Source organism: Streptomyces sp. NPDC048483, from assembly GCF_040651455.1.
Taxonomy (GTDB): Bacteria; Actinomycetota; Actinomycetes; order Streptomycetales; family Streptomycetaceae; genus Streptomyces.
The window spans coordinates 176,585-203,520 of record NZ_JBEZJZ010000001.1 but is presented as its reverse complement, the minus strand read 5'-3'; the positions used below and the strand labels follow the sequence as shown (position 1 = coordinate 203,520).

Genomic DNA, 26,936 nt, shown 5'->3' with positions numbered 1-26,936 from the left:
ATGGAATTCATGGCCGGCGGTCGTGCGGAAGTCCGTATCACCCTTGCTGACGTGGGAAAAAGGGTATCCGTTCGCCGTCTGTCCGGGGGTGGGCCGGGGGAAGCGGCGTTCACCGATGCGGTCGGCGTTCTCACATCCTGGGACGAGGGTGTGCTGAGCATCACACGGCGCAATGGTGAGACCGTACGGATCGACGAGAGGGCGCTGGTCGCGGCCAAAGTGGTCCCCGCGCAGCCCGCCCGCAGAAAGGGCCCGGCGGCCAGTACCCGCGAGCTCCAGGAGGTCGCCGCGCGCGGCTGGCCGGCCGTGGAAACGAAGCGTCTCGGGGAGTGGACGCTGCGGGCCTCCGGAGGCTTTACGCGGCGAGCGAATTCCGTACTGCCCCTCGGGGATCCCGGCCTCCCGCTGGATGCGGCGCTGGAGCGGGTCACGCACTGGTACGGCGAGCGCGGGCTGCCCGCGGTCATCACGGTGGCCACCGGGCGGGCGGACACCGACGAGACGCTGGCGGACGCGCTGGCGGAGCGGGGGTGGACGGACGAGGCACACACGGTGGTACGGATCTCCGCGCTGGCGCCGCTCGCCGACACCGACGTGGACACCATGGGGGTCCCCCCTGTTGGAGCGAAGCCGAGAGCTTGGGGGAGCGTCATCCTCGCCCGGGAGCCGGACGCCGAGTGGCTCGGGCTGTACAACCGGGCCGGTGCGGTCACCGCGGAGGTACGCAAGGTCCTGACCGGCGGGCCCTCCGTGTGGTTCGCGACGGTGCCGGGGCCGGACGGGCGCGCCGCGGCGATCGGCCGGGTGGTGACCGACGGGCGCTGGGCGGGCTTCGCGGCCATAGAGGTGGCCCCCGCGCAGCGGCGTCAGGGGCTGGCCGGCCTGGTGACGGCGGCGCTCGCCGAGCGGGCCCTGGAGGAGGGCGCCTCGGCCGCGTACCTCCAGGTGGAGGCGGACAACGAGGGTGCCCGCGCGCTGTACGACCGGCTCGGGTTCACCAACCATCACCGCTACCACTACCGGCGTGCCCTGCCGGGCGCCGCGGACTGAACGGGTATCCCACTGCTATGGCCAAGGAATCCGAGCCGGAGGCGGACGGCGCTCGCGCCGCGCGGCGGCGGCAGTTCGCGGAGGCCGCCCGCGCGGAGAAGCCCGACCTGGCCCTGCTGTGCCTGCTGATCGCCGCGGAGGCCGACCCGGAGCTGGGCGAGGCGGGCATCGACGAGGCGCAGATCGAACTGGACCGGCTGGCCGGGATGCTCCCGTACGCGCCGACCGGAGGCCCTGGCGCCTGGGCCCGTAATCTCGCCGAGCTGCTCGGCACCCGCTGCGGCTTCGGCGGTTCGCCCGCCGACTACCAGCGGCTGGAGTCGTCGCTGCTGCACGAGGTGCTGCGACGGCGCCGGGGTCTGCCGATCCTGCTGTCGGTGGTGTGGCTGGAGGTCGCGCGGCGGGCCGGGGCGCCGGTGTACGGGGTGGCGCTGCCGGGCCACTTCATCGCCGGTTTCGGCGATCCCTACGGTGCGCATGTGCTGGTGGACCCGTTCGCGGGCGGGCGGCTGGTCGGCGAGGAGGATGCGGCGCTGCTGGTACGGGGTGCCACCGGCGGGGCGCTGACCGAGCGGATGCTCACACCGGCCGATCCGCTGGAGACCGTCCTGCGGATCCTCAACAACATCCGGGCCTGGGCGCAGGCCCGCCCCGAGCACAGCGCCGTCCAGCTGTGGGCGCTGGACCTGTCACTTCTGCTGCCCAGCCATCCGGCGCGGCTGCGCCACGAACGGGCCCAACTCCTCGTCCAGCGGGGGGAGTTCACCGCGGGGGCGGCGGAGCTGGAGGAGTACGCGCGGGTGGTGGAGGCGGTCGAACCGGCCGGCGCCACCGCGATCCGACGGCAGGCGGCGGCGGCCCGCGCGATGCTCAACTGACGGGGCGGGGCGGGACGGGGCGGGACGGGGCGGGGCGGGACGGGGCGGGACGGGCCCGGCCGCGTACGGCGGGCCGCCGGGCCCGCCCCGGTCCGTCCGTGTGCCGCGGCTGGTTCCGCCGCTCCGCAGCTCCGCAGCTGATTCCTGCGCTCCGCGGGTAGGGATCGGCCTGGGGCGTTCGCTACCCGTAGGGGGAGCCCCTAGGGAGAGCCGGCGCCCCAGGCCGATGCATACCCGGTGCGGTGCACGATCAGTGCCGTTGCGTCGTCCTTGAGGTCGCCCTCGGTGAAGTCCTCCAGGTCGGCGCGGAGGGTGCGGGCCAGTTCGGCGGGCGGCAGGTGGGTCCAGGCGGCCAGCCGCTCGCCCAGGGGGTAGAAGTCGCCGTCCGCGCCGCGCGCCTCGGTCACGCCGTCTGTGCACATCACCACCCAGTCGTCGGGCTCGGGGCGGACCCGTACGCTGCGGCGCGGCTCGCCGCTCAGCGTGCCCAGGCCCAGCGGCAGGCCGCCCTCGCCGTCGCTGCGCTCTTCCACCGCCCCGTCGCGCACCCGGTAGTACGGGATATGGCCGCAGGAGAGCACCCGGCCCTGGTGCGTCGCGCGCACCTCCATCAGCAGCGCGGTCACAAAGCGCTCGTCGGTGCCCTGCTCGGCAGAGCGGGTGTTGTAGCGGGTCAGGGCCTGTTCCATGCGTTCGGCCACCGACTCCAGCGACTCCTGGTAATGGGCGGCCTCCCGGAACGAGGCCAGCACCTCCAGGCCCGCGCCGATGGCCGGCATGCCCTTGCCCTGCACGTCGCCGATCATCAGCCGCAGCCCGTGCGGGGGCTCGACGGCCTCGAAGATGTCGCCGCCGACCCGGGCGCCCTCCTGGGACGAGACATAGAAACCGTGCGCCTCGACGGGCCCGGCGCGCAGCGGCAGCTCGCGCAGCACGGCCCGCTGCACCGTGTCGGCGACCAGGCTCGTGCGGGCGTGCAGCGCCTCGCGCTCGAGCCGGGTACGGCACAGCACCAGCGCGAAGACGGCCACCAGAACCGCGCCGAAGACGCCGACGACGCGGCTGGCCGGGGCCCAGTCCGGCACCGTCAGGATGTCGATGTAGGTCAGGCACACCACGTAGACGGCCGCCACGACCACCGACCAGCGGTACGAGCAGCGCAGCGCGGCCACCAGTGGGGCGATGCCCATGAAGGAGGAGATGTGCAGCTCCGGGCCGGTCGTCGCGTCCAGCACCACGACGATCGCGATGGCGAGGATCAGCAGCAGGGCCGCGCGGCGGCCGCTCTCCGGCGGGCGGGTGTAGGGCATAACAGTTCAAGCCTGCGGGACGGCGGGCGGCGCCGCACAGGGACGAAGGTCCTCAGGGCCGGGCCCGGCGGAGGATCTACAGCCAGCCCTTGTCGCGGGCGGTGCGGACCGCCTCGGCGCGGTTGCGGGCGCCGGTCTTCTGGATGGCGAGGGAGAGGTAGTTGCGGACGGTGCCCTGGGAGAGGTGCAGGTCGGCGGCGATCTCGGCGTTGGTGGCGCCGTCGGCCATCCGGAGCACCTCGCGCTCACGCTCGGTCAGGGGGCTGGCGCCGTCGGCGAGCGCGGCCACGGCCAGGGCCGGGTCGATGACCCGCTCGCCGCGCAGTACACGCCGCACGGCCTCCGCGAGCCGGGCCGCCGGGGCGTCCTTGACCAGGAAGGCGTCGGCGCCCGCCTCCATGGCGCGGCGCAGATAGCCGGGGCGGCCGAAGGTGGTGAGAATGACGATCTTGATGCCGGGGAACTCGTGCCGCAGCGCGGCCGCCGCGTCCAGGCCGCTGATGCCGGGCATCTCGATGTCCAGGAGGGCGACGTCCACGGCGTGGGCGCGGGCCGCCGGGAGCACTTCGTCGCCGCGGGCCGCCTGGGCGACGACCTCCAGATCGGGTTCGAGGGACAGCAGCGCGGCCAGCGCCTCCCGGACCATCGACTGGTCCTCGACGAGGAGCAGTCTTACGCAGGTCACGGGCCGTTCGCCGTCCGGGTCGGTCATGCGCCCAGGGTAGCCAGCGTGGCGGGCGTGCCGGGATGTTGACGCCGGGGAGAGCCGACACGGTGAATCCGGCGGGCGGGGAGAGTGAATACGGGGACGGGCCGTCGTACAAGCTTGGTGGAGGGGTGCTCAGCCGGTAGCAAGACTGCGACTTACCAACCGTGAGGGGCAGGACCACAAGGTGAAGAAATCGGCACGCACCAACCACTGGATTGCAGGCGCTTGCGGGGTGCTTTTGGCTCTGGGCGGGGCGACGCCCGCCATGGCATGGAGCGGGTACGAGGACTGGGGGGGCTCGGCGAACGGCGACACATGGATCGAGATGAACTCGAATCTCGTGTGCCGGCACCGGGCCAGGGTGTGCATCAACGGGCCGGTGAACAGCGGAAACCTCAGGAATTCGGAGAATATCTACATCGGCGGCACCGCCAGCAACAGCGGGAGCCCGACCAACACCAACGGGACCACCGACTCCGGTAACACCGCCAAGGGGAACGAGGCGGACAGCGAGAACAACCAGCAGAAGCTCTAGCCCGGCTCCAGGCCGGGGCCTCGCGGCACCTGTGACGCAGCGCCGACGGACACATACCTCCGCCCCCGGAACGTACCGGGGCGGAGGTGTTTTGTTGCGTTTTCAGCGGAGCATTCCGTGATGATTTATCAGTGGCGGAGTCCACCGAGGAGCCGCTGAATGTTGTTTTCGCTGCCCGCTTGATTCCCCGAGGCGGAATTGGCGCTATTGGTGGAACCATTGGTGCTGCTGAGATTTCCGCTATTGTTCGGATTTCCGCGATTGATGAAGTTTCCGCTGTGCAAGCTGTTCCCGCTGTGTGAAGGCCCGTTGATGCAGGGGTGCGGCGACTTGATCCTCGGCGATTTGTAATTGAAGTCGGCGAGGCGGTTGTTGCACATGGTGTTGGAAACCATGCCGGTCACATCGGCGAGATCCACGCCCACCGCGGCCTCGAGCAGCGATGGGTCCTGGGCCCTGGCGGTTCCGGCGCCGAGCAGCATCAGGCCGCACGCCCCGACAACACTTCCCGCCTGCACAAGTCTTCTCACGGTGCTCCTAGCCTTCGTCCTGGTGGGTGGTCAGACATATCGTGCTGCCGCTGTCCGCCCGCCACGCCGTCGAACCGCACAAACTCAAACCCTCGCTGGTGAATTTCAGCCGGGTGGCCCAACGGTTCGGGCGGCCGTCCCGGTCATGCCGCCGCCGGACGGTGCCGGGCCTCCCAGGGGGACGTAGGCGCGCAGGGCGAAGCCGCGGCCGCGGGGTGCGGGACCGGTCTCCAGGCGGCCGTCGGCCAGGGCGAGGCGCTCGCGCAGGCCGCTGAGGCCGTTGCCGTCGTGCAGGGCGCGGGGCGGGCCCGCGCCGTCGTCGAGCACCGTCAGACACAGATAGCGGCGCTCGTCGGACTCCCACTCCTCGGTCAGCAGCAGTTCGCAGTGGCGGGCGCCGCTGTGCCGTACGACGTTGGTGGCGGCCTCGCGCAGCGACCAGGCGAGCGCGCCCTCCTGGTCGGCCGCGAGGCCGTGGTGCTCGCCCTCCAGGGCCGGGCCGACGGTGGTCTCCACACCGGCCGTACGGAGTGCCGCACGCACCCCGGCCAGCTCGACGGCGAGCCGTGGCCGGCGGTAGCCGGTGACCGCCTCCCGGACGTCGACCAGCGCCTGCCGGCTGACCCGCTCGATGTCGGCGACCTGCTGGGCGGCGTCCTCGGGCCGGTCGGGCAGCATCCGCCCGGCCAACTCGCTCTTGAGGGCGACGAGGGAGAGGGAGTGGCCGAGGAGGTCGTGAAGGTCGCGGGCGAGGCGCAGCCGTTCTTCGTTGGCGGCGAGGCGGGCGACCTCCTCGCGGGCGGAGCGCAGTTCGGCGGTCGTGCGGATCAGATGCTGCACCCCGACCAGGGCGAAGCCGCTCAGCAGGCAGGGCAGCGCGTAGGCGAACAGATAGATCCGCGCATCTTCGTAGCGCAGGCCGATGGCGATGAGCGCGGCGGTCAGCGCGGGGATGACCCACCGCGACAGGGAGAAGGGCAGCGTCATCGCGGCGGCGCAGGCGACAAAGGTGAACAGCACCAGCCAGTTGGGGCCGAGCGTGAACGACAGCAGTCCCGCGAGCGCTGCCAGGAAGCCCAGCACCCAGCGCACCAGGCTTCCTCCCGTCGGCAGATGGATGATCTGCCGGAAGACCAGGGCGAAGTAGGTGAGGGCGAAGACGCTGAGCCCGCTCCAGCCCAGCGTCTCGCGGGCCGGGGACATCCTGCCGTCCAGCAATTGCCCGACAGGGCCGGACAGGTAGGAAAACCAGATGCCGATCCACAGGCACTTGACCAGCACCTGCCTGAGGTTGCGAGGTTGTGTCCCGATCAGGACCGGGTTCTGTCCGGCCTCCGGCTCGTTCATGCCCTGCGCGTGTCCTTCCGGTAGAGCCAGGCCGCGCCGCCGGCAAAGACCAGCAGGTAGCCGGCCAGTATCGCCATGTCCTTGATGTGCGGTGCGGCGCCGGCCTCCACCGCGGTGCCCAGCGCGGCGTACGCGTGGGTCGGGAACCACTCGGCGACGTTCTGCACCCACTGCGGCAGGATCGTCAGCGGCATCCACAGGCCACCGAGAAACGCCAGGCCGAAGTAGATCAGCATCGCGATCGGGCGGACCGCGTCGCCGGTGGCCATGTAGCCGATGGCGACGCCCAGCGCGGCGAAGACAAAGCTGCCGAGCCAGGTGCAGGCCGCGATGGTGATCCACTGCCAGGCCTCGAGCCGTACGCCCTTGACCGCTGCGGCGACGATCATGACGAGCAGGATCGAGGGCAGGCTGACCGTCGCGGCGGCGCCCATCTTGGCGGCGACATAGCCGCGGCCGGGCAGGGCCGTCAGCCGCAGCTGGCGCACCCACCCGTTCTCGCGCTCCTTGGCGATGCGCTCGCTGTTGCCGAGCAGAACGGCGGTCATGGCACCGAATGCTGCCATGGAGACCATGTAGTACAGCCCCATGTCGAGCTTCATGCCAGGGATCGGCCTGCTGTCCGCGCCGCCGGCGATGATCAGGTACAGCACCGGCGGATAGATCACCGAGAAGAACATGAACTTCTTGTTGCGCAGTGCGCGGATGATCTCCAGCTTGATCAGAGTGGTCATCGTGCCGCCTCCTCGGCGGTGGCGGGGGTCGCGTCGGATGCCGTGGTGAGGGCGATGAAGGCCTGCTCCAGGCCGAGGCCGGAGACCTCGAGATTGCGGGGGTAAACGCCGAGGCCGTAGAGCGCGTGCACGGTCGCGTCGGCGTCCTGGGACCGTATGCGGACCGTGCGGCCGGTGCCGGTGCCGTTGCCGTTGCCGGTGCCGTTGCCGCGCGGTTCCCCGGAGATCTCCAGGGAGGTCAGGAAGGGCAGGCCGTGCAGCGCTTCGCGGTCGACGGGCTCCTCGAGGTCGAAGGTGACCCGGCGGGCGCCGGCGCGGGCCTTGATCTCGGCGGCGGTGCCGTCGGCCAGCACCCGGCCACGGTGCAGCACGATCACCCGGTCGGCGATCTCGTCGGCCTCTTCGAGGTAGTGCGTGGCGAACAGGACCGTACGGCCCTGCCGGGCCTGCTGCCGCATCGCGCCCCAGAAGGTCTGCCGCGCCGAGACGTCCATGCCGGTCGTCGGCTCGTCCAGCACGATCAGGTCATTGGCGCCGGCGGTGGCGAGGGCGAAGCGCACCCGCTGTTCCTGGCCGCCGGAGAGCTTGTCGACCATGCGGTCGGCGATTTCGGTGATGCCGGCGGTGGCCATGATCTGGTCGAGGGGAAGGCCGCGCGGATGCAGATCGCGGGCGAGCCCCACCAGCTCCTTGACCTTGACGCCCTCCATCAGGCCGCCGCTCTGCAGCATCGCGCCGACCCTGCCCTGCGCCATGGCACGCTGCGGGGTCGTACCGAACAGCGACAGGCTGCCGGAGTCGGGGCTGCGCAGCCCGAGGAGCAGGTCGAGGGTGGAGGATTTGCCGGCGCCGTTCGGCCCGAGGAGGGCCACGGTCTCGCCCGGGTACAGCTCCAGGTCCAGATCGGCCACCGCGCGCACCGCGCCGTAGCTTTTGCCGACCCCCCGGAAACTGACCACGGGAACCCGGCCCGCGGCCCGCGCGGCGGTGGCTGTGGTGGTGGTTGTCGTCGTCATGCCATTCAGCTTCACGGATGCGCGAGCCGGCGGGCAGTGTCGTGTGTAGGGACTTCGGCATGACAGATGTCATGGGTGAGGCCCCCTGGGGGATTCCCTGAGGAATCGCCCCGAGGGGGCCTCCACCTGCGGTTCCGCGCGGTACGGCGGTCAGTTGCCGGTCGCGCCGGCGGTCACTGGGTGTCCGCGCCGATCGTCTGGATCCGCTCGGCGGGAGTGCGGCCGAGCAGCGCCTTGCCCACCGCGCTCGCCACATCCGTGACACTGACCGGCTTCTTCGAGCCGTTGCCCTTGGTGAGCAGGACGCCGTTGAAGGTGTCGCCGTAGAGCTGTTTGAGGGCCGGCAGGTCGTACTTGAGCGTCAGTGCGCCGGTGCTGCCCGGCGCGATGGACAGGAACTTCGGGATCGACTTCTGCGGGCTGAAGGAGACCGTGTGCGCCCCCGAACGGACCGTCACAAGGCCCGACATCGCGGGCTCGCCGTAGAACTTCATCGCCTTGTCCACCGCGGCCTTGCTGATCTTGGGCTGCTGGGTGGTGGCGGCCAGCACGACGGGGGTGTCGGTGCCGGTCGAGGCGCGGTCGCGGTAGGCGTCGGAGACCTTGGTCTGGGACGCCTCGGTGTCGACCGACTTGTACGGCACGCCGTAGTGCGGCACGGCCTTGCCGTTCTCGAAGGTGATCCCGCCGTCCTTGGCGGCGCCCGCGGAACCGGCCACGTTCTGCAGCGCGACGCCCAGCTTCTCGTTGTCGACGATCATCGCGGGCGTGGCGACGCGGGTGCCGCCGAACAGCGAGCCGATGACGGAGACGGGGTTGTAGTCCCGGCCGGCAGCGCCACGGACCGTCTCCTGGAGGTCGATGTTCAGGCCGGCCTGGGCGGGCTGGAGGGTGGCGGGCTTGCCGGCGACGGTGAGCTTGAGGGGCGCGGTGCGCCGGTCCCCCAGCTCCTTCTCCAGCTTGTTGACGGCCTCGTCCTTCGTCAGGCCGCCGATGTCGACGCCGAGCGCGGTGGTCCCGTTGGGCACATCGGCATGGTCGAGCAGCAGACCGGCGCCGTAGGCGACACCGGCCAGGACCACGAGGCCGACACCCGCCAGGACGATCTTGTTGCGGCCCTTTTTCTTGGGCGGATTGATCGGCTCGGGGATCTTGCGGCGGGGCGCCGGGGCGGCGCTCTCGTCGCCGTCGGCCGGGCCGGACGCGAACGGCGACGGGGACGACGGGCCGTCGGAGGTCGTCGGGATGCCGCTGACCAGGGTGTCGCCGGACACCCGCGCACCGGGCGCGGACCCGCCGCGCAGGCCGGTGTCCGCGCCGACGGCGCCGGGCACACCGCCCCTGCGGCCGCCCTTCTTGGCGGTGCCGGGCGGCGCAGTGGCCGCGCCGCCGGGCAGTCCGCCCGAGACGCCGCCGGTGACGCCGATGCCGTTGCCCGGCCCGGCCAGCGGGGGCGCCGGGGGCTGCGGGGTGAGTTCGGCGGTGTCGTCGGGCCTGCCGGGGGTGGCGCCCGGCGCGGGGTCGCGGAAGCCGGGCGGGAGGCCCAGCGTGCTGTCGCCGCGTGCCGGGCCGGTCGTCGGGCCGCTCGGTCCCACGGGGCCGCCGGCCGCGCCGCCCATCGGGGAGTCGAAGGGGCTGCGCTCGCGCGCGGGCGGGGCGGGCGCGTCGAAGGGCGAGCCGCCGTGTGCGTCGCCGTCGTACGGGGAGCCGTCGAAGGGCGAGCCGCCCTGCGGGACCCCGGTGTCGAACGGCGAACCGCCTTGCGGCACCCCGGTGTCGAACGGCGAGCCGCCGCCCGGCGCGTCCTGGCCGTCGGAGAAATAGGGCAGATCGGGGCGCTGCGGCGCAGGCTTTGCGCCCGCCGGCGTGCCCGGGCCGCCCGACGGGCCGCGCGGCGGCGTCGCGCCGGAGGGGGCGGGCGGTGCCGCGTGCGTCCCGGTGGTCGACGACCCGCCGCCGGGGCCGGCCTGCGGCTTGCGCGGGGCGAACCAGTCGCTGGTCTTCTCGGCGGGGCCGCCCGCGGGCGGCGCCTCGGCGGAGGCCTCGGGCCGCGGGGTGTTCCCGGTACGTTCGCCGCCGGCTTCGGCGCCGCGTACGGGACCCGGCGCGCCCCGGGAGCCGGCGGAAGAGCCGGGTGCGGCCGATGGGTTCATGCCGGACTCCTCACCGACGGGCTTGCGCACGACGACCGGCGGGATGGGGCGGGACCCCGGAATGTTGATCTTGATCCGCGTCGTCAGTGTGGTCTCGGTCTTCGGCTCCTCCGGCCGGGCCGCGGCGTCGTCGGCGTCTCCCCCGGGCGAGCCGTACGGCTGCGTGCCCGAGGGGTACGCGGCTCCGCCACGGCCCTGGGGGCCGGAGGACGAACTGTCAGATTCACGACTCAAAGCAGGTTCTCCCGGTTGGCTCCGCCGCTCGTCAGAGATGATCCCCGGCCGCAGGCCAGGAGGTGCCCCCAGGGCGGCGCGGCGGCGCGCACCACCATACTGGCCGCCGCCGAAGGACACCTGAAGAGCGTACGAACACCGCTGGCTCGGGCGAACCCCCGGAACCGGAACCGTTCACCGGGCCGCTTGCGGCATCCGTCCTGGTATGGACCATGTCATCCGCCAACTCGGCCGTACGGTACGCCCGTAGTGCGCCGTTGGGCGACGGTGGCGCAGATCACAGCGACCACGATGCCGCCCGCCAGGAAGATGTACGAGCTGGTCCCCGCGCCGAACAGGAAGTCGCCCTCCGGCCGGACCTGGCTGAGCAGCCCGAACACGGACAGCAGCCAGCCCGCGCCCGGGATCAGCACGCCGGCCACGGTGCCGGTCGCAGTGGCACCTCCGTAGAAGAGGGCGCCGGTCCCGGCCAGCGCCAGCAGCAACCCGCCCGGGAACCATGCCGCTTGGACGAGCGTCCCGGCGAGCGCGACCAGCGCGCCCGCGACCAGCAGCAGGACGTACAGGCCCACCCGGCCCGGCGTCACCGGTGCGGACATCCCGTTGTCGGCGGGGCGTGGGGGCGCGGGGCGCCGGCCGGAGCCGTTACCGCTGCCCGCCCGCGACCGGCGGGCGCCCTCGGCCCCGTTGCCTGCGCCGCCGCTTTTTCCCGTACTCATTCCGCGGCCTCCTCCATCCGGACGCTTCGGCCCCTGTCCGCACTTACGGCGATTCCCGCGAAAAGGTCGTCCTCGCGCCCGCCCTTGGAAGCGCCGGCCTCACCGTGCACCAGCAGATAGTGCTCGCTGCCGAACAGCGGCTGCCCCAAGTCGTTGGAGAGGGCGAAGAACGGCCCGTCGACCGCGATCTGGGTGTAGTGCGCGCGCATCGCGGCGGTCTTGGCGGCCGCGTGGACCGGGCCGCCGCTGATGGACGCCGTGACCTCCGCGTCGGGCACCACGCCCGGGACATCGTCCGCGGAGGCGACACCGGGGAAGCTGACGCCGGCCGCCTGCAGACGCGCGAAGCCCTCCTCGACGACCGAGCGTGGGTTGCAGTTCCAGTAGATCTTCCCGATCGCGTACGCGGGTCCGAGATCGGGCCGGAACTCCGCCTGCCCGGCGAGCTCGGCGCCGCGCATCGCGACGCGGTGCGCCTGGATGTGGTCGGGGTGGCCGTATCCGCCGTTCGGGTCATAGGTGATCAGCACCTGCGGCCGGACCTCGCGGATGACGGCCACCAGGTGGGCGGCCGCCTCGTCCAGGTCGGCCTGCCAGAAGGCGTGCGGCCGGTCGTTCTGGGGGGCGCCCATCATTCCGGAGTCACGGTAGCGGCCCGCGCCGCCGAGGAAGCGGTGGTCGGTGACGCCGAGGGCCGCCATGGCGGCGGCCAGCTCGCCGACGCGGTGCGCGCCCAGGGTGTCGTCGCGGTCGGGCGCAAGATGGGCGAGCTCGGCGGGGATGACCTCGCCTTCTTCGCCGAGTGTGCAGGTCACCAGGGTGACCAGGGCGCCCTCGGCCGCGTACTTGGCCATGGTCACGCCATTGTTGATCGACTCGTCGTCCGGGTGCGCATGCACCAGCAGCAGACGCCGGGCGGGAAGGTGGGTCATACGGACAAGCCTACGAGTCGGCCGCCCGGCCTTCAGCACGCGATCCCGGCCGCCGTCCATACGCCCGATCGGGGGACGGACGGAGCTGCCGGGAACGGATCAGAACTTGATGTTGCCGAGCATGCTGGCGACATTCGTCGTCAGCTGCTTGACCGTGGGAGCGATGGACGAGCTGGCCAGGTAGAAACCCAGCAGCATGCAGACAAATGCATGCCCGCCCTTCAGCCCGGACTTCTTGACAAGCAAGAAGACGATGATCGCCAGCAGCACCACCGCCGAAATCGAGAGTGCCACGGCGGCTCACCTCCAAGTACGCACGGACCGGACAGAGTTGATGGTGCACGACTCGCCGCGACGAGCCGCACACCGGGTATGCCATGGGCTCTTTACCCCGTACCCACGACGCGCAAGGGATCATAACTTTCCGTCCGAGCGCATAAGTCGGTGCACGGGAGCAGAGGAGGGGCGCATGCGGTCTTCGCTGGTGCGACCGGACATGGGTCCACGCCCCCCGGAGCGTGGCCGCGCCCTAGGCTCGGTCCATGACGACCGGACAGCCATCGTTCCCCCGGCAGTACGCCCGTACACAGCGTTTCACGCTGGGTGCTCCGCGCGGCTACTCCCTCTCCCCCGACGGCGCCCGCGTCGTCTTCCTGCGCTCCCCCTCGGGGACCGACCGCGCCCAGCGGCTGTGGGTCCTCGCCGTGGACGAGGGGCGGGAGTTCACCGCCGCCGACCCGCAGACGCTGCTGGCCGGCGCGGACGAGGAGCTCTCCGCGCAGGAGCGGGCACGGCGCGAGCGCACCCGGGAGGGCTCGGCGGGCATTGTCGACTACGCGGTGGACGCCGCGGTGGAGTTGGCGGCGTTCACCCTCTCGGGCCGGCTCTTCGTCTGTGAGCTGCGGGCCGGCACCACACGCGAACTTCCGGTCCAGGGGCCGGTGGTGGACCCGCGGCCGTCGCCGGATGGGCGCCACGTGGCGTTCGTGGCCGACGGCCGGCTGTGTGTGGTCGCGGCGGACGGCGGCGCGGACGGGACCGGGAACGGCGGCGCGGACCGCGTACTCGCCGAACCCGAAGGCCCCGGCATCACCTGGGGCCTCGCGGAGTTCATCGCCGCCGAGGAGATGGGCCGCCACCGGGGCTACTGGTGGTCCCCCCAGAGCGACCGGATCCTGGCCGCGCGGGTCGACGACTCCCCGGTGCGGCGCTGGTGGATCGCCGACCCCGCCCACCCGGACCGCGAGCCCGCGCAGATCCCGTACCCGGCGGCGGGCACCGACAATGCCGATGTCACCCTGGCGCTGCTCGGCCTGGACGGCTCCCGTACGGAGGTCACCTGGGACCGTGCGCGCTACCCCTATCTGGCGCGCGTCCACTGGTCCGCGGCCGGTCCGCCGCTGCTGCTGGTGCAGTCCCGCGACCAGCGCGACCAGCGCTATCTGACGGTCGACACCGCGACCGGTGCGACCCGTACGGTGCACGACGACGAGGACGAGGTCTGGGTCGAACCGTTCCCCGGGGCGCCCGGCTGGACGCCGGACGGCCGGCTCGTACGGATCGCGGACGAGGGCGGGGCGCGGAAGCTGTTCGTCGGGGACCGCCCGCTGACCGGCGCCCCGCTGCACGTCCGCGCCGTACTGGACATCGGGGAGGACGATGTCCTCTTCTCCGCGAGCGGCACCGATATGAAGGACATCGGCGTCTACCGCGCGTGGTTCCGGGGCAGCGGCGACCAGGGCGGCTGGGAGCGGGTCGGCGGGCGGCCGTATCCGACGGTGTCCTCGGCGGTGCGCGGCGGGGCGGTGGTGGTGCTCTCCCAGGCATCGGCCGAGCGGCCCGGCGCCCGGGTGGAGGTGATCCGGCTGGACGCGGACGGCGGCGAGAAGACCCTCGCCACGATCGGTTCGTACGCCGAGGAGCCGGCGCTCACCGCCCGGCCCCGCTTCGCGCTCGCCGGGGACCGGGAGATTCCGTGTGCGGTGCTGCTGCCCACCGGCTATACGGACGCCGACGGTCCGCTGCCGGTGCTGCTCGACCCGTACGGCGGGCCGCACGGCCAGCGCGTGGTCGCCGCGCACAACGCCTTTCTGACGTCACAGTGGTTCGCCGACCAGGGGTTCGCGGTGCTGGTCGCGGACGGGCGGGGTACGCCGGGCCGCTCCCCTGGGTGGGAGAAGGCGGTGTCGCGGGACCTTGCCGCGGTCGTGCTGGAGGACCAGGTCGACGCCCTCCAGGCGCTGGCCGAAACCTTTCCCTTCGACCTGGAGCGGGTCGCGATCCGCGGCTGGTCCTTCGGCGGCTACCTGGCCGGGCTCGCCGCGCTGCGCCGCCCCGATGTCTTCCATGCGGCGGTGGTGGGCGCGCCCGTCACCGATCTGCGTCTCTACGACACCCACTACCAGGAGCGGTATCTGGGGCATCCGGCCGAGGAACCCGCGGTCTACGCCGCGAATTCGCTGGTCACGGACGAGGGGCTGTCGGGAGCGGTGGAGCCGCACCGGCCGGTGCTGATCGTGCACGGGCTGGCGGACGACAACGTGGTGGTGGCGCATGCGCTGCGGCTGTCCTCGGCGCTGCTCGCGGCGGGCCGCCCGCACGAGGTGCTGCCGCTGTCCGGGGTGACCCATATGACGCCCCAGGAACAGGTGGCCGAAAACCTCCTGCTGCTCCAGGTGGACTTCCTCAAGCGGTCGCTCGGGATGGAACGACCGGCCGCTCGGTGACCGGCCCTGGGTGACCGGCCCCTCACCAGCCGGGCGGGAGCGTGGACGGCGGGGGCGGGGCGTGCGGCGGCCGCTCCGCCGCCGGGGAGGCGCCGTACGCCACCGCCCCGTCCGCGTCCCGGCTCTCGTCCGGCACTCCGGGCCGGGCCGCCACCACGACCGCGGCCAGCCCGGCGACCGCCACCAACAGCATGGTGCCGAGCTCCAGCTGGGCCTGGCCGGGCAGCACCGGGAGGCGGTCCAGCTGCCCGGTGCTGCCGGCGAAGGCGAGCGCCGCGGCCGCCTGCGCGAACAGCAGGGCACCGGCCGCCATGGCCGCGGGCCGCGCCCAGGACGCCCGGCGGAGCGCCGCCGCCGCGCCGCCCAGGGCCAGCAGGGCGAGCACCACCACCTGCCAGTGCACCGGCGGCTGGAGCAGCGCCCGGAAGACGGAGGCATCGCCCAGCAGCCCCTTGCGGTACGTCTCCCAGTCCAGCCGCAGCCACCAGTGCACCTCCCAGGCGGCGATCGACAGCCCGGCGGCGCCCAGGAGGACGCCAAGGGTGCGGGCAGGCCCCTTGCGCGGCCGGCCGGGCACCGCGGTGCTCTCACCGTCGTACGGCACACGGTGGACCACGCCGTACGCCGTCCGTGCCATCCCGCGCAGGCCGCGGTCCGTACGCCCGTCCGGCCGGCGGCCCGCCGCGACCGCGACGACGAGCACCACGGCGAGGGCGAGCTGGGTGCCGGCGGTCAGCCGGGCCCGCCCGGTCAGTCCGCTCTCCAGTCCCTGGAGCCAGCTCGCGCCCAGCACCCACAGCAGTGGGAGCCGCAGCAGCGCCGTGGCGGCCGCCAGGGCGAGCAGCGCGCCGGAGGCCACGGACGAGGCGGCGCGCAGCGCGGCGCCCCCGGCGGCGAGCGCGCCGAGCACCAGCAGCGGGTCGAGGGCAGAGGTGGCCCAGGCGGTGAACTCACCGGGGCGGCGGGCCTCGCCCAGCCACGTCCACCACAGGTCGGCGGGCTGCTGGGCGATGTCGAGGTCCCGGATGATCCAGCCGGCGCTCAGCAGCGCCATCAGCAGACAGGCCAGCGCGCCGATGCCGCGCGCGCCGCCGCTGAGACCGCTCTTGTTGCTGGTGGACACGGCCCGCCCCCGTCCGCGTCGATGCGCTGTGTCGTCCTGGCCGCCCGCCGGTGCGGGGCGCCTACCGCAGGTCTACTCCACGCGGGGGACCGGGACAACAGATGCGTATCCGCGGGGGCGGCAAACACTGGCAAAACGGCGACCGGCCGGGGTCCGCGTGGGAGTCCCCGACCGGTCTACGGCACCCGCACGGCCGTACGTTGTTCATCATGCCGCGTCCGTATATCGGTGTTGCGACGGCGAAGTTGCCTTCTCGTTAAAGAAGTTGGGTGCGATATGTCCCCCATGCCGTACATGAGGGTGACCTGTCAAGCACGTCTATGCGTCAATCTGCGCAATCTTCGCTCAAGAAGCGGACGACCTGCACACCGGCACACCGCATACCCTTGACTCCGCCATAAATCACTTGCCAAAGTCGCGCTCATCCAACGGCGCGAACTCGGCGCCGCTTCATGTTCCAAGAGAACTCGGCGCGGGGGCACTTCGCGATGACTAGTCCATCCCAGACCGCGGCTACCAAGTCCGACACCCCAGGACTTGGCCCCAAGGGTCTGAAGAAGGAGAAGGACCGTAAGGGCGGTGAGCTCGTCGGCCGTTCCCCCGGCCAATTGATGTGGCGGCGCTTCAAACGCGACCGCACCGGCGTGATCTGTGCGCTCGTCGTCCTGGCCTTCTTCGTCGTCGCGGCGCTCGCCCCTCTGATCGCCACGCTGTACGGCAAGAATCCGTACACCTTCTACGGCAATGAGGACCCGAGTCTCTTCGACGAGTTCGGCTATCCGATGGGCGCCAACGGCGGCATCTCCGGCGATTTCTGGTTCGGTATTGAACCTTCACTGGGCCGCGATCTGTTCACCAACCTGCTCTACGGCATGCGCACCTCGTTGGGTATCGCACTGGCGGTGACGGTCCTGGTCGTCATCACCGGCACCGTCCTGGGTGTCACGGCCGGCTATCTGGGCGGCAGAACCGACTACTGGCTCGGCCGGGTCATCGACTTTCTGCTCGCATTCCCCAGTCAGCTGACGTTCGTGGCGTTCATGCCGGTGGTCGTCGCGCTCTTCGTGCCGCCGGGCGACGAGACCCCCACCTATGTGCGGGTGGTTGCGCTGATCCTGGTGCAGTGGGCCCTGGGCTGGATGGGTCTGGCCCGCCTGCTGCGCGGTCAGGTGCTGTCGCTGCGTGAGCGGGAGTTCGTCGAGGCCGCGAAGATCACCGGCGCCTCCCCCTGGCGGATCATCCGCAAGGAACTGCTGCCCAATGTGGTCACGCCGATCCTCGTTCAGGCGACCTACATGCTTCCGCTGTTCGTCACGGCGGAGGCCGGCCTGTCCTATCTGGGCGTCGGCATCATGGAACCGACCCCGGACTGGGGGCGACTGTTCCACACGGCCGGCATGGTCTACGAGAACGACCCGACCTTCCTTCTCTTCCCCGGCGCCGCGATGGTGATCTTCGTGCTGTGCTTCAACCTGCTCGGGGACTCGGTCCGGGACGCCTTCGATCCCAAGTCCGGGCGCTGATCGTCCACTTGAGGGGGCTGCTGTCACCCCCACCCCGGGCTCCGTCCCGGATGTGTCAGGCAGCACTTCTGGACCACTACCGACAGGCAGGTGCTTGGATCCCCATGAAGAACGCACTATCTCCGCGCAGAGCACGCGCGGCCCTCGTGGCCCTGGCGGCCGGATCGCTCGCGCTCACCGGCTGCAGCGCCGGCGGCGGCTCCGGCAAGGACACGTCCCAGACGGACAAGGACGCCGCGGCGCAGGCCAAGACGGTGCCGATCGGCACGGTCACCGACTCCACCGGCCCGGCCGTCGAGGTCAAGGGCGCCCACAAGGGCGGCACCGTCCGCGTCTACCAGCGGGACAGCTTCAACCACCTGGACCCGGCGCAGATGTACGTCAGCGACCTGGGCGATCTGTCCAAGCTGATCTTCCGTGGCCTGACCACCTTCAAGCAGGACGACAAGGGCAACAAGACGGTGGTCGGCGACCTGGCCACCGACGCGGGCCAGATGTCGGACGGCGGCAAGACCTGGAAGTACACGCTCAAGGACGGCATCAAGTTCGAGGACGGCAAGCCGATCACCTCGAAGGACATCCGCCACTCCATCGAGCGGATGTACGCGAAGTTCATCACCGACGGCCCCACCTATGTGCAGCAGTGGCTGTCCGGCTCCGGAAGCACCTACCGCAAGGCGCTGCCGGACGGTCCGTACAAGGGTGACCACCTGCCCAACAGCGTCCTGGAGACCCCGGACGCGAAGACCGTCGTCTTCCACTTCAAGCAGCCGCAGTCGCAGCTGCCCTACGCGCTGACGATCGCGGGCTACAGCGTCGTCCCGGACGGCGCCAAGGACACCAAGGACAGCTACGATGTCAAGCCGGTGTGCGCGGGACCGTACAAGTTCGCGTCCTTCAAGCCCGGCAAGGGCGCCAAGCTGGTGCGCAACACGCACTGGGACCCCAAGACGGACCCGATGCGCCACCAGTACGTCGACGGCTTCGACATCTCGTTCAACCACCAGTACTCGGACTCCACCAAGCGTCTGATGTCCGACCAGGGCGAGGCCAAGAACGGGATCAGCTTCACCAACGCGGTGGAGCCGACGCAGACCAAGCAGGTGCTGGACGACCCCAGCGCCAGCAAGCGCCTGGTGCAGGGCTACCAGCCCTACGTCTGGCAGATGAACATGAACATGGACCGCATCAAGGACAAGCGGATCCGTGACGCGATCACCTACGCCATGCCCAACGCCCAGATCGTCCGGATCAACGGCGGCAGCTACGGCGGCGAGGTGGCCGGCGGTCTGCTCGCGCCGACCGTGGCGGGTTACGAGAAGGGCTACGACCCGTACGGGAAGCTCAAGCACCCCAACGGTGAGCCGGAGAAGGCCAAGGCGCTGCTGAAGAAGGCCGGCAAGTCGGGCATGAAGCTCGTCTACGCCTACTCCAACACCGAGATCCGGCAGAAGGAAGCCGCGGTCATCGAGGATGCGCTGGACAAGGCCGGCTTCAACGTCCAGAAGAAGGAGATCGACGCCGCCTCCTGGTACGAGCAGATGGGCAAGGTCAAGAACGGCCTGGACATCTACATGACCGGCTGGGGCCAGGACTGGCCCGACGCCTCCACCGTGATCCCGCCGTCCTACGACGGCCGCACGATCCAGAACGGCGACGCCAACTACTCGCACGTGCGCGACCAGCACATCAGCGACGAGATCGACCGGATCAAGAAGATCTCGGACGCCAAGAAGGCGACCCCGGAGTGGCAGAAGCTGCACCACTACATCGTGGAGAAGGTCAACCCGGCCGCGCCGGTCTTCTACATCAAGAGCCTCCAGCTCTACGGCTCCAACGTCGGCGGTATCCGCTACAACACCGACACCAACTACCTCGACGTGAACACGCTGTACCTGAAGAAGTGAGCGGCGCCGCACGTCGGCATCGCCCCACGTCAGCACTGAAGTAAGCAGCACGGAGGCCTTCCGGAGAGCGCGCGGCACGGCGGAGCGCGCGCTCTCCGGGACCTTCCCGCCACCCCCCACTCCCCACAGCCGCCGCCGTCCTGAGAGCAGCAAACTGCCATGCTTCCCTTTCTCTTTCGCCGGATCACAGGCGCGGTCATCACGCTGGTCCTGCTGAGTGCCGTCACCTTCTTTGTCTTCTTCTCCGTGGGCGACCCGGCCCTGATGGCCTGCGGTAAGAACTGCACCGCCGACAACGTCGCCCTCATCCACCAGAACCTCGGCCTCGACAAGCCCGTGCCCGAGCAGTACTGGGACTTCATCGTCGGCATCTTCGCCGGCCGCGACTTCACCCTGGGGCACTGCGACGCCCCCTGCTTCGGCTACTCCTTCGCCACCAAGCAGGACGTCTGGGCGACGATGATGGACCGGCTGCCCACCACGGCGTCGCTGGCCCTCGGCGGTGCCATCGCCTTCCTGGTGATCGGCCTGGGCGCCGGTCTGCTGGCCGCGTGGAAGAAGGGCAGCTTCCTGGACAAGGCCGTCACCGGTGCGTCCATGGTGCTCAGCTCCGTACAGATCTACATCCTCGGCCCGGTCGTGCTCGGCATCTTCGTCTACAGCGGCATGATGGCCTCGCCCAAGTACGTGGACTTCACCAAGGACCCGGCCGGCTGGTTCATGGGTCTGTTGCTGCCGTGGCTGGTCATGTCGACGATCTTCACCGCGCAGTACACCCGTATGTCGCGCTCGACAATGATCGAGCAGCTCCAGGAGGAGCATGTCCGCACCGCCAAGGCCAAGGGCATGTCGGCGTCCTACGTCTTCCTGCGCTACGCCTGGCGCGGCTCGCTGATCCCGATCGTCACCATCCTCGGCATCGACCTGAGCTCGCTGTTCGGTGGCGCCATGATCACCGAGTTCACCTTCCAGCTCGCGGGCCTGGGCCGGCTGGCGATCAACTCCGTCCAAACCCTCGACCTCCCCATGATCATGGGCGTACTGGTCTTCAGCGCCGCCCTGATCCTGGTGTTCAACATCATCGTGGATGCGACGTACGCCCTTATCGACCCGCGCGTGCGCCTGTCCTAGGAGAGCCTGAAGTGACCACATCCCTCACCAAGACCGAGGAGAAGCCGGTCCCGAACGGTTCGGACCCCTTCCTCTCCGTCCGCGACCTGCATGTCCGGTTCTCCACCGAGGACGGCATCGTCAAGGCGGTCGACGGCCTCTCCTTCGACCTGGAGCGCGGCCAGACGCTCGGCATCGTCGGCGAATCGGGCTCCGGCAAGTCCGTCACCAACCTCGCCGTCCTGGGCCTGCACAACCCCAAGAGCACCACCATCACGGGCGACATCACCCTGGACGGCCAGGAGTTGACCGGGGCCAGGGAGAAGACCCTGGAAAAGCTCCGCGGCAACAAGATGGCCATGATCTTCCAGGACGCGCTCACCGCGCTCTCGCCGTACTACACGGTGGGCCGGCAGATCGCGGAGCCGTACATCAAGCACACCGGCGTCAGCAAGCGCGAGGGCCGGCAGCGGGCGATCGAGATGCTGGCCAAGGTCGGCATTCCGCAGCCGACTCTGCGGGTGGACGACTATCCGCACCAGTTCTCCGGCGGTATGCGCCAGCGCGCCATGATCGCCATGGCGCTGGTCTGCAACCCCGAGCTGCTGATCGCGGACGAGCCGACCACCGCGCTCGACGTCACCGTGCAGGCGCAGATCCTGGACCTGCTCAAGGACCTCCAGCAGGAGTTCGGCTCCGCGATCATCCTGATCACCCATGACCTGGGCGTGGTCGCCGACACCGCGGACGATCTGCTGGTGATGTACGCCGGGCGGGCGGTGGAGCGCGGCTCCGTCAAGAAGATCCTGACCCAGCCCCGTCACCCGTACACCTGGGGCCTGCTCAGCTCCATGCCGCGGCTGTCCTCGGACGTCAACGAGGCCCTCTACCCGATCCCGGGATCCCCGCCGAGCCTGCTCAACCCGCCCGCGGGCTGCGCCTTCCACCCACGCTGCGGCTTTGTCGACGAGGTCGGCGGCGGGCGCTGCACCAAGGAGCGGCCGCCGCTGGCGGCGGGCCGCGCCGCCGCGTGCCATCTGAGTGCCGAGCAGAAGCAGTCGTTCTTCACCGAGCAGATCAAGCCCCGGCTGGGCTAGGGAGCCATCACCATGACCGACAACGTCACTCTCCCCGCGCCCCGCGATCTCGCGCCCGCCCAGGGCGAGCCACTTCTGACCGTCGAGGGCCTGACCAAACACTTCCCGATCTACGGCGGATTCCCCTTCAGGCGGAAGGTCGGCGCGGTCCAGGCCGTCGACGGCGTGGACCTGACCGTGCACGCCGGCGAGAGCTTCGGCCTGGTCGGCGAGTCGGGCTGCGGCAAGTCGACCACCGGGCGGCTGCTGACCCGGCTGATGGAGCCGACCTCCGGCAAGATCACCTACGCGGGCCAGGACATCACCCGGGCCAAGCGCAAGGAGCTGGCGCCGATCCGCTCCGAGATCCAGATGATCTTCCAGGACCCGTATGCCTCGCTGAACCCGCGGCAGACGGTGGGCACCATCATCAGCGGCCCGATGGAGATCAACGGGATCAACCCGCCCGGCGGCCGGGAGAAGCGGGTCCGCGAGCTGCTGGAGACCGTGGGCCTCAACCCCGAGCACTACAACCGCTTCCCGCACGAGTTCTCCGGCGGCCAGCGCCAGCGCATCGGCGTCGCCCGCGCCCTCGCCCTGGAACCCAAGCTGATCGTCGCCGACGAGCCCGTCTCGGCCCTCGACGTCTCCATCCAGGCGCAGGTCGTCAACCTGCTCCAGAAGCTCCAGCGCGAGCTGGGCATCGCGTTCCTGTTCATCGCCCACGACCTGGCGATCGTGCGCCACTTCAGCGAGCGGGTCGCGGTGATGTACCTCGGCAAGATCGTCGAGGTGGGCACCCGCGACGAGATCTACAACCGCCCGCGCCACCCGTACACCCACGCCCTGCTCTCCGCCGTCCCCGAGGCCAAGCTGGTGGAGGACGAGGACGAGGGCCGCGAGCGCATCCGCCTCGCCGGTGACGTCCCCTCCCCCGTCAACCCGCCCTCGGGCTGCCGCTTCCGCACCCGCTGCTGGAAGGCCCAGGACAAGTGCGCGGCGGAGCAGCCGCCGCTCGTTGAGATCTCCGGGAACGCGGCGGGGCACCTGACCGCCTGCCACTTCCCGGAGGAGCCGACGACCGCGGCGCGGGGCGAGGACATCGTCCTGGACCCGGCGCTGGCGGTCATCGAGGAGCAGGCGGAGGACGGTCCGGCCGGCCCGGACGAGAAGGGGCCGACCGGCAAGACCCTCTGAAGTCCCGTCATACGTGGGGGCGTCCGGCCGCGGCGGCCGGGCGCCCCCACGGCGTTGTCCGGCCGGCTGACGGCCCCGTCACCGGGCTGTCCGGCCACCGGCTCAATCGCTCGGCACCACGTGCCGTTCCTCCGCGAAATGGCAGGCCGAGGCATGCTTCGCCGGCCCCTCGCTCTCGCGGAATTCCGCGGGTACCTCCAGCGGCGGGACGACCTCCGCGCACAGCGCCTGCGCCTTCCAGCACCGCGTACGGAAGCGGCAGCCGGACGGCGGATTGGCGGGCGAGGGCACGTCACCGGCCAGCAGGATGCGCTCGCGGCGCTCGCGGGCCTCGGGGTCCGGTACGGGGACGGCGGAGAGCAGCGCCTGGGTGTAGGGGTGCGTGGGGTGGTCGTAGATCTGCTCGTCCGTACCGGTCTCGGCGAGCCGGCCGAGGTACATCACCGCGACCCGGTCGGAGATGTGCCGTACGACGGACAGATCGTGCGCGATGAAGACATAGGAGAGGTCGAATTCGTCCTGCAGCCCCTCCAGCAGATTGACGACCTGCGCCTGGACGGACACATCCAGCGCGGAGACCGGCTCGTCGGCGACGATGATCTCCGGCCGCAGCGCGAGCCCGCGCGCGATGCCGATGCGCTGCCGCTGACCGCCGGAGAACTGATGCGGATAGCGGTTGATGTATTCCGGGTTGAGCCCCACCACGTCCAGGAGTTCCTGCACCCTCTTGCGGCGGTCTCCCTTGGGCGCCACCTCGGGGTGGATCTCGTACGGCTCGCCGACGATGTCCCCGACCGTCATCCGGGGATTGAGGGAGGTGTAGGGGTCCTGGAACACCATCTGGATGTTGCGCCGGACCTCCTTCATCGCCCGCCCGGACAGCGTGCTGATGTCCCGTCCCTGGTACCGGATCTGACCCGATGTCGGCCGCTCGAGGCCCACCAGCATCTTGGCGAGCGTCGACTTCCCGCAGCCCGATTCGCCGACGATGCCGAGCGTCTCGCCCTTGCGCAGGTCGAAGGAGACGCCGTCGACGGCCTTCACCGCCCCGACGTGCTTCTTGAAGAGCACGCCCTGGGTCAGCGGATAGTGCTTGACCAGGTCGCGGATCTCGAGGATCGGCTCACCGAGCGCCGCCTGGCCGGGCCGGGGGAGGTGGGGCTCCTGAACGGCCTGGGGCCCGTCACCGTGCGCCATTGAGGGTCTCCTTCCAGAAGTGGCAGGCGCTGGCCCGGCCGGGGCCCACCTCGTAGAGCGGCGGCAGGTCGGTGCGGCAGACGTCCCGGGCGAGCGGGCAGCGCGGGTTGAAGGGGCAGCCCGGCGGGATGGCGGTCAGGTTGGGCGGCAGGCCCTTGATCGCGTACAGCTCCTGGCCCTTGTGGTCCAGGCGCGGGATGGATTCCAGCAGGCCGCGGGTGTACGGGTGGGCGGGCGCCTTGTAGAGCTGGTGGACGGGGGCGGTCTCCACGATCCGTCCCGCGTACATCACCGCGATGGTGTCGGCAACGTCCGCGACCACCCCCAGATCGTGCGTGATCAGGATCAGCCCCATGTGGTACTCGCGCTGCAGTTCCGCGAGCAGATCCATCACCTGCGCCTGGACGGTGACATCGAGCGCCGTGGTCGGCTCGTCGGCGATGATCAGGTCGGGGGCGAGGGCCATCGCCATCGCGATCATGATGCGCTGCCGCATCCCGCCGGAGAACTGGTGCGGAAAGTCCCCCACCCGCGCCGCGGCCGCCGGGATCCCGACCCGCTCCATCAGCTCGACGGCCTTGCTCCGCGCCTCCTTGCGGGACTTCCCCTCATGGACCCGGAACATCTCCCCCAGCTGCGCCCCGACGCTGAGCACCGGATTCAGGGAGGACAGCGCGTCCTGGAAGATCATCGCCATCTTCGCGCCGCGGACCTTGCGCCGCTCGTCCTTGTCCATCGTGAGCAGATCGCGTCCCTGGAAGACGACCTCGCCTCCGGTCACGAACCCCGGTGGCGAGTCGAGAATGCCCATCACGGCCTGCGCGGTGACGGATTTGCCGGAGCCGGACTCCCCCAGCACCGCCAGCGTCTGTCCGGCCGCGACGCGGTAGCTGACGCCGTTGACGGCCTTGGCGATCCCGTCCCGCGTACGGAACTCCACGTGCAGGTCGCGCACGTCGAGCAGGGCGTCACCGCCCGTGCCCGGCGCTTCCTCCTCGGTCATCTGCCCACTCCTCAGCGCAACTTGGGGTCGAGGGCGTCGCGCACCGCGTCGCCGAGCATGATGAACGCCAGCACCGTGATGCTCAGGGCGCCCGCGGGCCACAGCAGCATGTGCGGGGCGTTGCGGATGTAGGTGGAGGCCGCGGAGATGTCGATGCCCCAGGAGACGGTGGGCGGTTTCAGGCCGGCGCCCAGGAAGGACAGCGTCGCCTCCAGGGCGATGTACGTACCCAGCGCGATGGTGGCGACGACGATGACCGGGGCGATGGCGTTGGGCGCGATGTGCCGCAGCAGCATCCGCCCGTTGCCGGCGCCCAGCGCCCGCGCCGCCTGGACGTAGTCGTTCTGTTTGGCGGTGACCACGGCGCCCCGGGCGATACGGGAGATCTGCGGCCAGCCCAGCAGCACGATGAAGCCGACCACCGGCCAGACGGTGCTGCTGGTGATGACGGAGAGGAAGACCAGACCGCCGAGGATCACCGGGATGCCGAAGAAGATGTCCGCGAGCCGCGACAGCAGGGTGTCCCACCAGCGGCCGAAGAATCCGGCGAGCCCGCCCATCAGACTGCCCAGCAGCGCGGCGCCCGCGGTGGCGCAGACGCCGACGGTGATGGAGGCGCGGGCACCGTAGACCACGCGGGTGTAGACGTCCCGGCCCTGGGTGTCGAAGCCGAAGGGGTGGCCGGGTGCGGCGCCTTGCTGGGCCCTGGCGAGGTCGCCGCGGTACGGGTTGCCGGAGGCGATCAGCTTCGGCCAGATCGCGATGAGCACCAGGAAGACGATGACCAGCGCGGACACCAGGAAGACGGGGTTACGGCGCAGGTCGTGCCAGGCGTCGCTCCACAGGCTGCGCGGCTTGCCGGTGGGCTCGCCACCGGGCGGGCCGGCTCCTGGGGGCCGCTCCAGCGACTCGGCCTCACCGATGGCCAGCGCGGCGGAGCCGCCGTCGCCGTGCCCGATGGCTTCCTTCGGCACATAGGCCTCATACGGCTCGTAGGGCTCAGGCATAGCGGATCCTCGGGTCGAGGACGGCATACAGCAGGTCGACGAGGAGGTTGGCGATCAGAAAGACCAGCACGAGAATCGTGACAAACCCGACCACCGTCGGTGAATTCTGCCGCAGGATTCCCTGATAGAGCTGGAATCCCACACCGTGGATATTGAAGATGCGCTCGGTGACGATGGCGCCGCCCATCAGCGCGCCGATATCCGTGCCGATGAAGGTGACGACCGGGATCAGCGAATTGCGCAGCAGATGGCGGGTGATGACACGGTGCCGGGGCAGCCCTTTCGCAATGGCGGTACGGACGTAATCGGCCCGCGCGTTCTCCGCGATCGAGGTCCGGGTCAGCCGGGTGACGTACGCGAGCGAGACCAGCGCCAGCACCAGCCCCGGCAGCAGGAGTTCATTCAGCGGGGCGTCGGTGGCGACGGTGGGCGCGGCCCAGCCCCACTGCACCCCGAACAGGAACTGCAGCACATAGCCGCTGACAAAGGTGGGGATGGAGACGACGACGAGGGTGAGCAGCAGCACCGAGGTGTCCACGCTGCGCCCGCGCCGCAGCCCGCTGAACACACCGAGCACCACCCCCACGATCATCTCGATGACAATGGCGACGAGCGTCAGCCGGACCGTCACCGGAAAGGCGTCCGCCATCAGCTCGGTAACCGACTGGCCGTTGAACGCGGTGCCGAAATTCCCCTGGAAGATCTGCCCCATGTAGTGCAGATACTGCTTCCACAGCGGCTGGTCGAGATAGAGATCGGCGCGGATCTGGGCGGCGGTGGCGGGGTCGGGGGCCTTGTCACCGAAGAGTGCGGCGACCGGGTCGCCGAGCGCGTACACCATGAAGAAGATCAGGAACGTGCTGCCGATGAAGACCGGGATCATCTGGAGCAGCCGCCGGATCACATACCGTCCCATGAGT

24 protein-coding genes are annotated in these 26,936 nt (G+C 70.6%); 9 read left to right on the top strand and 15 right to left on the bottom strand.

What is annotated here, in order from left to right:
- Together AB0D04_RS00990 and AB0D04_RS00985 are read left to right on the top strand one after the other, a co-directional pair.
- Positions 1-1,050, top strand: a complete 1,050-nt coding sequence (locus AB0D04_RS00990) for a GNAT family N-acetyltransferase (protein WP_362697617.1) — start codon at positions 1-3, stop codon at positions 1,048-1,050.
- 17 nt (positions 1,051-1,067) lie between these two features.
- A complete protein-coding gene (locus AB0D04_RS00985) occupies positions 1,068-1,928 on the top strand; it encodes a transglutaminase-like domain-containing protein (RefSeq protein ID WP_362697614.1) in 861 nt (286 codons plus the stop codon).
- 200 nt (positions 1,929-2,128) lie between these two features.
- On the opposite strand, the gene AB0D04_RS00980 is transcribed toward AB0D04_RS00985, so the two are convergent.
- Both AB0D04_RS00980 and AB0D04_RS00975 read right to left on the bottom strand, forming a co-directional pair.
- Positions 2,129-3,238 (bottom strand): PP2C family protein-serine/threonine phosphatase, encoded by a 1,110-nt coding sequence (locus AB0D04_RS00980; RefSeq protein ID WP_362697611.1) that lies wholly within the window; start codon positions 3,236-3,238, stop codon positions 2,129-2,131.
- A gap of 76 nt (positions 3,239-3,314) precedes the next feature.
- Positions 3,315-3,950 carry a response regulator transcription factor gene (locus AB0D04_RS00975; protein WP_362697608.1) on the bottom strand — a complete coding sequence of 212 codons (636 nt, stop codon included), beginning with the start codon at positions 3,948-3,950 and terminating at the stop codon, positions 3,315-3,317.
- 181 nt (positions 3,951-4,131) lie between these two features.
- Between AB0D04_RS00975 and AB0D04_RS00970 the strand changes: the two genes are divergently transcribed.
- Positions 4,132-4,482 (top strand): hypothetical protein, encoded by a 351-nt coding sequence (locus AB0D04_RS00970; protein ID WP_362697605.1) that lies wholly within the window; start codon positions 4,132-4,134, stop codon positions 4,480-4,482.
- A gap of 128 nt (positions 4,483-4,610) precedes the next feature.
- Here AB0D04_RS00970 and AB0D04_RS00965 read toward each other — a convergent pair whose 3' ends face one another.
- The 8 genes from AB0D04_RS00965 to AB0D04_RS00930 all read right to left on the bottom strand — a co-directional run bounded on the left by AB0D04_RS00965 (position 4,611) and on the right by AB0D04_RS00930 (position 12,441).
- On the bottom strand, positions 4,611-5,000 hold the full coding sequence (locus AB0D04_RS00965) for a hypothetical protein (RefSeq protein ID WP_362697700.1): 390 nt from the start codon (positions 4,998-5,000) through the stop codon (positions 4,611-4,613).
- A gap of 117 nt (positions 5,001-5,117) precedes the next feature.
- Positions 5,118-6,359 (bottom strand): sensor histidine kinase, encoded by a 1,242-nt coding sequence (locus AB0D04_RS00960; protein ID WP_362697602.1) that lies wholly within the window; start codon positions 6,357-6,359, stop codon positions 5,118-5,120.
- On the bottom strand, positions 6,356-7,093 hold the full coding sequence (locus AB0D04_RS00955; RefSeq protein ID WP_362697599.1) for an ABC transporter permease: 738 nt from the start codon (positions 7,091-7,093) through the stop codon (positions 6,356-6,358). Before AB0D04_RS00955 ends, AB0D04_RS00960 begins: the two co-directional genes overlap by 4 nt.
- Positions 7,090-8,109, bottom strand: coding sequence for an ABC transporter ATP-binding protein (locus tag AB0D04_RS00950; protein ID WP_362697596.1), 1,020 nt, complete (start codon positions 8,107-8,109; stop codon positions 7,090-7,092). Before AB0D04_RS00950 ends, AB0D04_RS00955 begins: the two co-directional genes overlap by 4 nt.
- Before the next feature lie 173 nt (positions 8,110-8,282).
- Positions 8,283-10,496 (bottom strand): hypothetical protein, encoded by a 2,214-nt coding sequence (locus tag AB0D04_RS00945; RefSeq protein WP_362697593.1) that lies wholly within the window; start codon positions 10,494-10,496, stop codon positions 8,283-8,285.
- A gap of 215 nt (positions 10,497-10,711) precedes the next feature.
- On the bottom strand, positions 10,712-11,215 hold the full coding sequence (locus AB0D04_RS00940; protein ID WP_362697590.1) for a DUF6113 family protein: 504 nt from the start codon (positions 11,213-11,215) through the stop codon (positions 10,712-10,714).
- Positions 11,212-12,147, bottom strand: a complete 936-nt coding sequence (mshB, locus tag AB0D04_RS00935) for an N-acetyl-1-D-myo-inositol-2-amino-2-deoxy-alpha-D-glucopyranoside deacetylase (protein ID WP_362697588.1) — start codon at positions 12,145-12,147, stop codon at positions 11,212-11,214. Before mshB ends, AB0D04_RS00940 begins: the two co-directional genes overlap by 4 nt.
- A 99-nt stretch (positions 12,148-12,246) precedes the next feature.
- Positions 12,247-12,441, bottom strand: a complete 195-nt coding sequence (locus tag AB0D04_RS00930) for a hypothetical protein (protein WP_362697586.1) — start codon at positions 12,439-12,441, stop codon at positions 12,247-12,249.
- Positions 12,442-12,689: 248 nt separating this feature from the next.
- Between AB0D04_RS00930 and AB0D04_RS00925 the strand changes: the two genes are divergently transcribed.
- Positions 12,690-14,873 (top strand): prolyl oligopeptidase family serine peptidase, encoded by a 2,184-nt coding sequence (locus AB0D04_RS00925; RefSeq protein WP_362697583.1) that lies wholly within the window; start codon positions 12,690-12,692, stop codon positions 14,871-14,873.
- Between the two features lie 22 nt (positions 14,874-14,895).
- Here AB0D04_RS00925 and AB0D04_RS00920 read toward each other — a convergent pair whose 3' ends face one another.
- Positions 14,896-15,996, bottom strand: a complete 1,101-nt coding sequence (locus AB0D04_RS00920) for a hypothetical protein (protein ID WP_362697580.1) — start codon at positions 15,994-15,996, stop codon at positions 14,896-14,898.
- A gap of 488 nt (positions 15,997-16,484) precedes the next feature.
- Between AB0D04_RS00920 and AB0D04_RS00915 the strand changes: the two genes are divergently transcribed.
- From AB0D04_RS00915 to AB0D04_RS00895, 5 genes are all read left to right on the top strand, one after another.
- A complete protein-coding gene (locus tag AB0D04_RS00915) occupies positions 16,485-17,519 on the top strand; it encodes an ABC transporter permease (protein WP_362697577.1) in 1,035 nt (344 codons plus the stop codon).
- 104 nt (positions 17,520-17,623) lie between these two features.
- Positions 17,624-19,426, top strand: coding sequence for an ABC transporter substrate-binding protein (locus AB0D04_RS00910; protein ID WP_362697574.1), 1,803 nt, complete (start codon positions 17,624-17,626; stop codon positions 19,424-19,426).
- 159 nt (positions 19,427-19,585) lie between these two features.
- Positions 19,586-20,557: an ABC transporter permease gene (locus tag AB0D04_RS00905; RefSeq protein WP_362697571.1), complete on the top strand. Its 972-nt coding sequence runs from the start codon at positions 19,586-19,588 to the stop codon at positions 20,555-20,557.
- An 11-nt stretch (positions 20,558-20,568) separates the two neighbouring features.
- On the top strand, positions 20,569-21,633 hold the full coding sequence (locus AB0D04_RS00900) for an ABC transporter ATP-binding protein (protein ID WP_362697568.1): 1,065 nt from the start codon (positions 20,569-20,571) through the stop codon (positions 21,631-21,633).
- 12 nt (positions 21,634-21,645) lie between these two features.
- Positions 21,646-22,809, top strand: a complete 1,164-nt coding sequence (locus tag AB0D04_RS00895) for a dipeptide ABC transporter ATP-binding protein (RefSeq protein WP_362697565.1) — start codon at positions 21,646-21,648, stop codon at positions 22,807-22,809.
- Between the two features lie 102 nt (positions 22,810-22,911).
- Here AB0D04_RS00895 and AB0D04_RS00890 read toward each other — a convergent pair whose 3' ends face one another.
- The 4 genes from AB0D04_RS00890 to AB0D04_RS00875 are packed head-to-tail and all read right to left on the bottom strand — an operon-like array spanning position 22,912 to position 26,932.
- On the bottom strand, positions 22,912-24,006 hold the full coding sequence (locus tag AB0D04_RS00890; protein WP_362697562.1) for a dipeptide ABC transporter ATP-binding protein: 1,095 nt from the start codon (positions 24,004-24,006) through the stop codon (positions 22,912-22,914).
- Positions 23,993-25,009, bottom strand: a complete 1,017-nt coding sequence (locus AB0D04_RS00885; RefSeq protein WP_362697559.1) for an ABC transporter ATP-binding protein — start codon at positions 25,007-25,009, stop codon at positions 23,993-23,995. Before AB0D04_RS00885 ends, AB0D04_RS00890 begins: the two co-directional genes overlap by 14 nt.
- Before the next feature lie 11 nt (positions 25,010-25,020).
- Positions 25,021-26,016, bottom strand: a complete 996-nt coding sequence (locus AB0D04_RS00880; RefSeq protein ID WP_362697556.1) for an ABC transporter permease — start codon at positions 26,014-26,016, stop codon at positions 25,021-25,023.
- Positions 26,009-26,932: an ABC transporter permease gene (locus tag AB0D04_RS00875; protein ID WP_362697553.1), complete on the bottom strand. Its 924-nt coding sequence runs from the start codon at positions 26,930-26,932 to the stop codon at positions 26,009-26,011. The genes AB0D04_RS00880 and AB0D04_RS00875 overlap by 8 nt, the downstream gene beginning before the upstream one ends.
- Positions 26,933-26,936 lie beyond the last annotated feature (4 nt).

Bases quoted from the DNA above. Each gene is read 5' to 3' on its own strand.
- AB0D04_RS00990 (WP_362697617.1), top strand. From the start codon at position 1: ATGGAATTCATGGCCGGCGGTCGTGCGGAAGTCCGTATCACCCTTGCT.
- AB0D04_RS00985 (WP_362697614.1), top strand. From the start codon at position 1,068: ATGGCCAAGGAATCCGAGCCGGAGGCGGACGGCGCTCGCGCCGCGCGG.
- AB0D04_RS00980 (WP_362697611.1), bottom strand. From the start codon at position 3,238: ATGCCCTACACCCGCCCGCCGGAGAGCGGCCGCCGCGCGGCCCTGCTG.
- AB0D04_RS00975 (WP_362697608.1), bottom strand. From the start codon at position 3,950: ATGACCGACCCGGACGGCGAACGGCCCGTGACCTGCGTAAGACTGCTC.
- AB0D04_RS00960 (WP_362697602.1), bottom strand. From the start codon at position 6,359: ATGAACGAGCCGGAGGCCGGACAGAACCCGGTCCTGATCGGGACACAA.
- AB0D04_RS00955 (WP_362697599.1), bottom strand. From the start codon at position 7,093: ATGACCACTCTGATCAAGCTGGAGATCATCCGCGCACTGCGCAACAAG.
- AB0D04_RS00950 (WP_362697596.1), bottom strand. From the start codon at position 8,109: ATGACGACGACAACCACCACCACAGCCACCGCCGCGCGGGCCGCGGGC.
- AB0D04_RS00940 (WP_362697590.1), bottom strand. From the start codon at position 11,215: ATGAGTACGGGAAAAAGCGGCGGCGCAGGCAACGGGGCCGAGGGCGCC.
- mshB (WP_362697588.1), bottom strand. From the start codon at position 12,147: ATGACCCACCTTCCCGCCCGGCGTCTGCTGCTGGTGCATGCGCACCCG.
- AB0D04_RS00925 (WP_362697583.1), top strand. From the start codon at position 12,690: ATGACGACCGGACAGCCATCGTTCCCCCGGCAGTACGCCCGTACACAG.
- AB0D04_RS00915 (WP_362697577.1), top strand. From the start codon at position 16,485: ATGACTAGTCCATCCCAGACCGCGGCTACCAAGTCCGACACCCCAGGA.
- AB0D04_RS00910 (WP_362697574.1), top strand. From the start codon at position 17,624: ATGAAGAACGCACTATCTCCGCGCAGAGCACGCGCGGCCCTCGTGGCC.
- AB0D04_RS00905 (WP_362697571.1), top strand. From the start codon at position 19,586: ATGCTTCCCTTTCTCTTTCGCCGGATCACAGGCGCGGTCATCACGCTG.
- AB0D04_RS00895 (WP_362697565.1), top strand. From the start codon at position 21,646: ATGACCGACAACGTCACTCTCCCCGCGCCCCGCGATCTCGCGCCCGCC.
- AB0D04_RS00890 (WP_362697562.1), bottom strand. From the start codon at position 24,006: ATGGCGCACGGTGACGGGCCCCAGGCCGTTCAGGAGCCCCACCTCCCC.
- AB0D04_RS00885 (WP_362697559.1), bottom strand. From the start codon at position 25,009: ATGACCGAGGAGGAAGCGCCGGGCACGGGCGGTGACGCCCTGCTCGAC.
- AB0D04_RS00880 (WP_362697556.1), bottom strand. From the start codon at position 26,016: ATGCCTGAGCCCTACGAGCCGTATGAGGCCTATGTGCCGAAGGAAGCC.
- AB0D04_RS00875 (WP_362697553.1), bottom strand. From the start codon at position 26,932: ATGGGACGGTATGTGATCCGGCGGCTGCTCCAGATGATCCCGGTCTTC.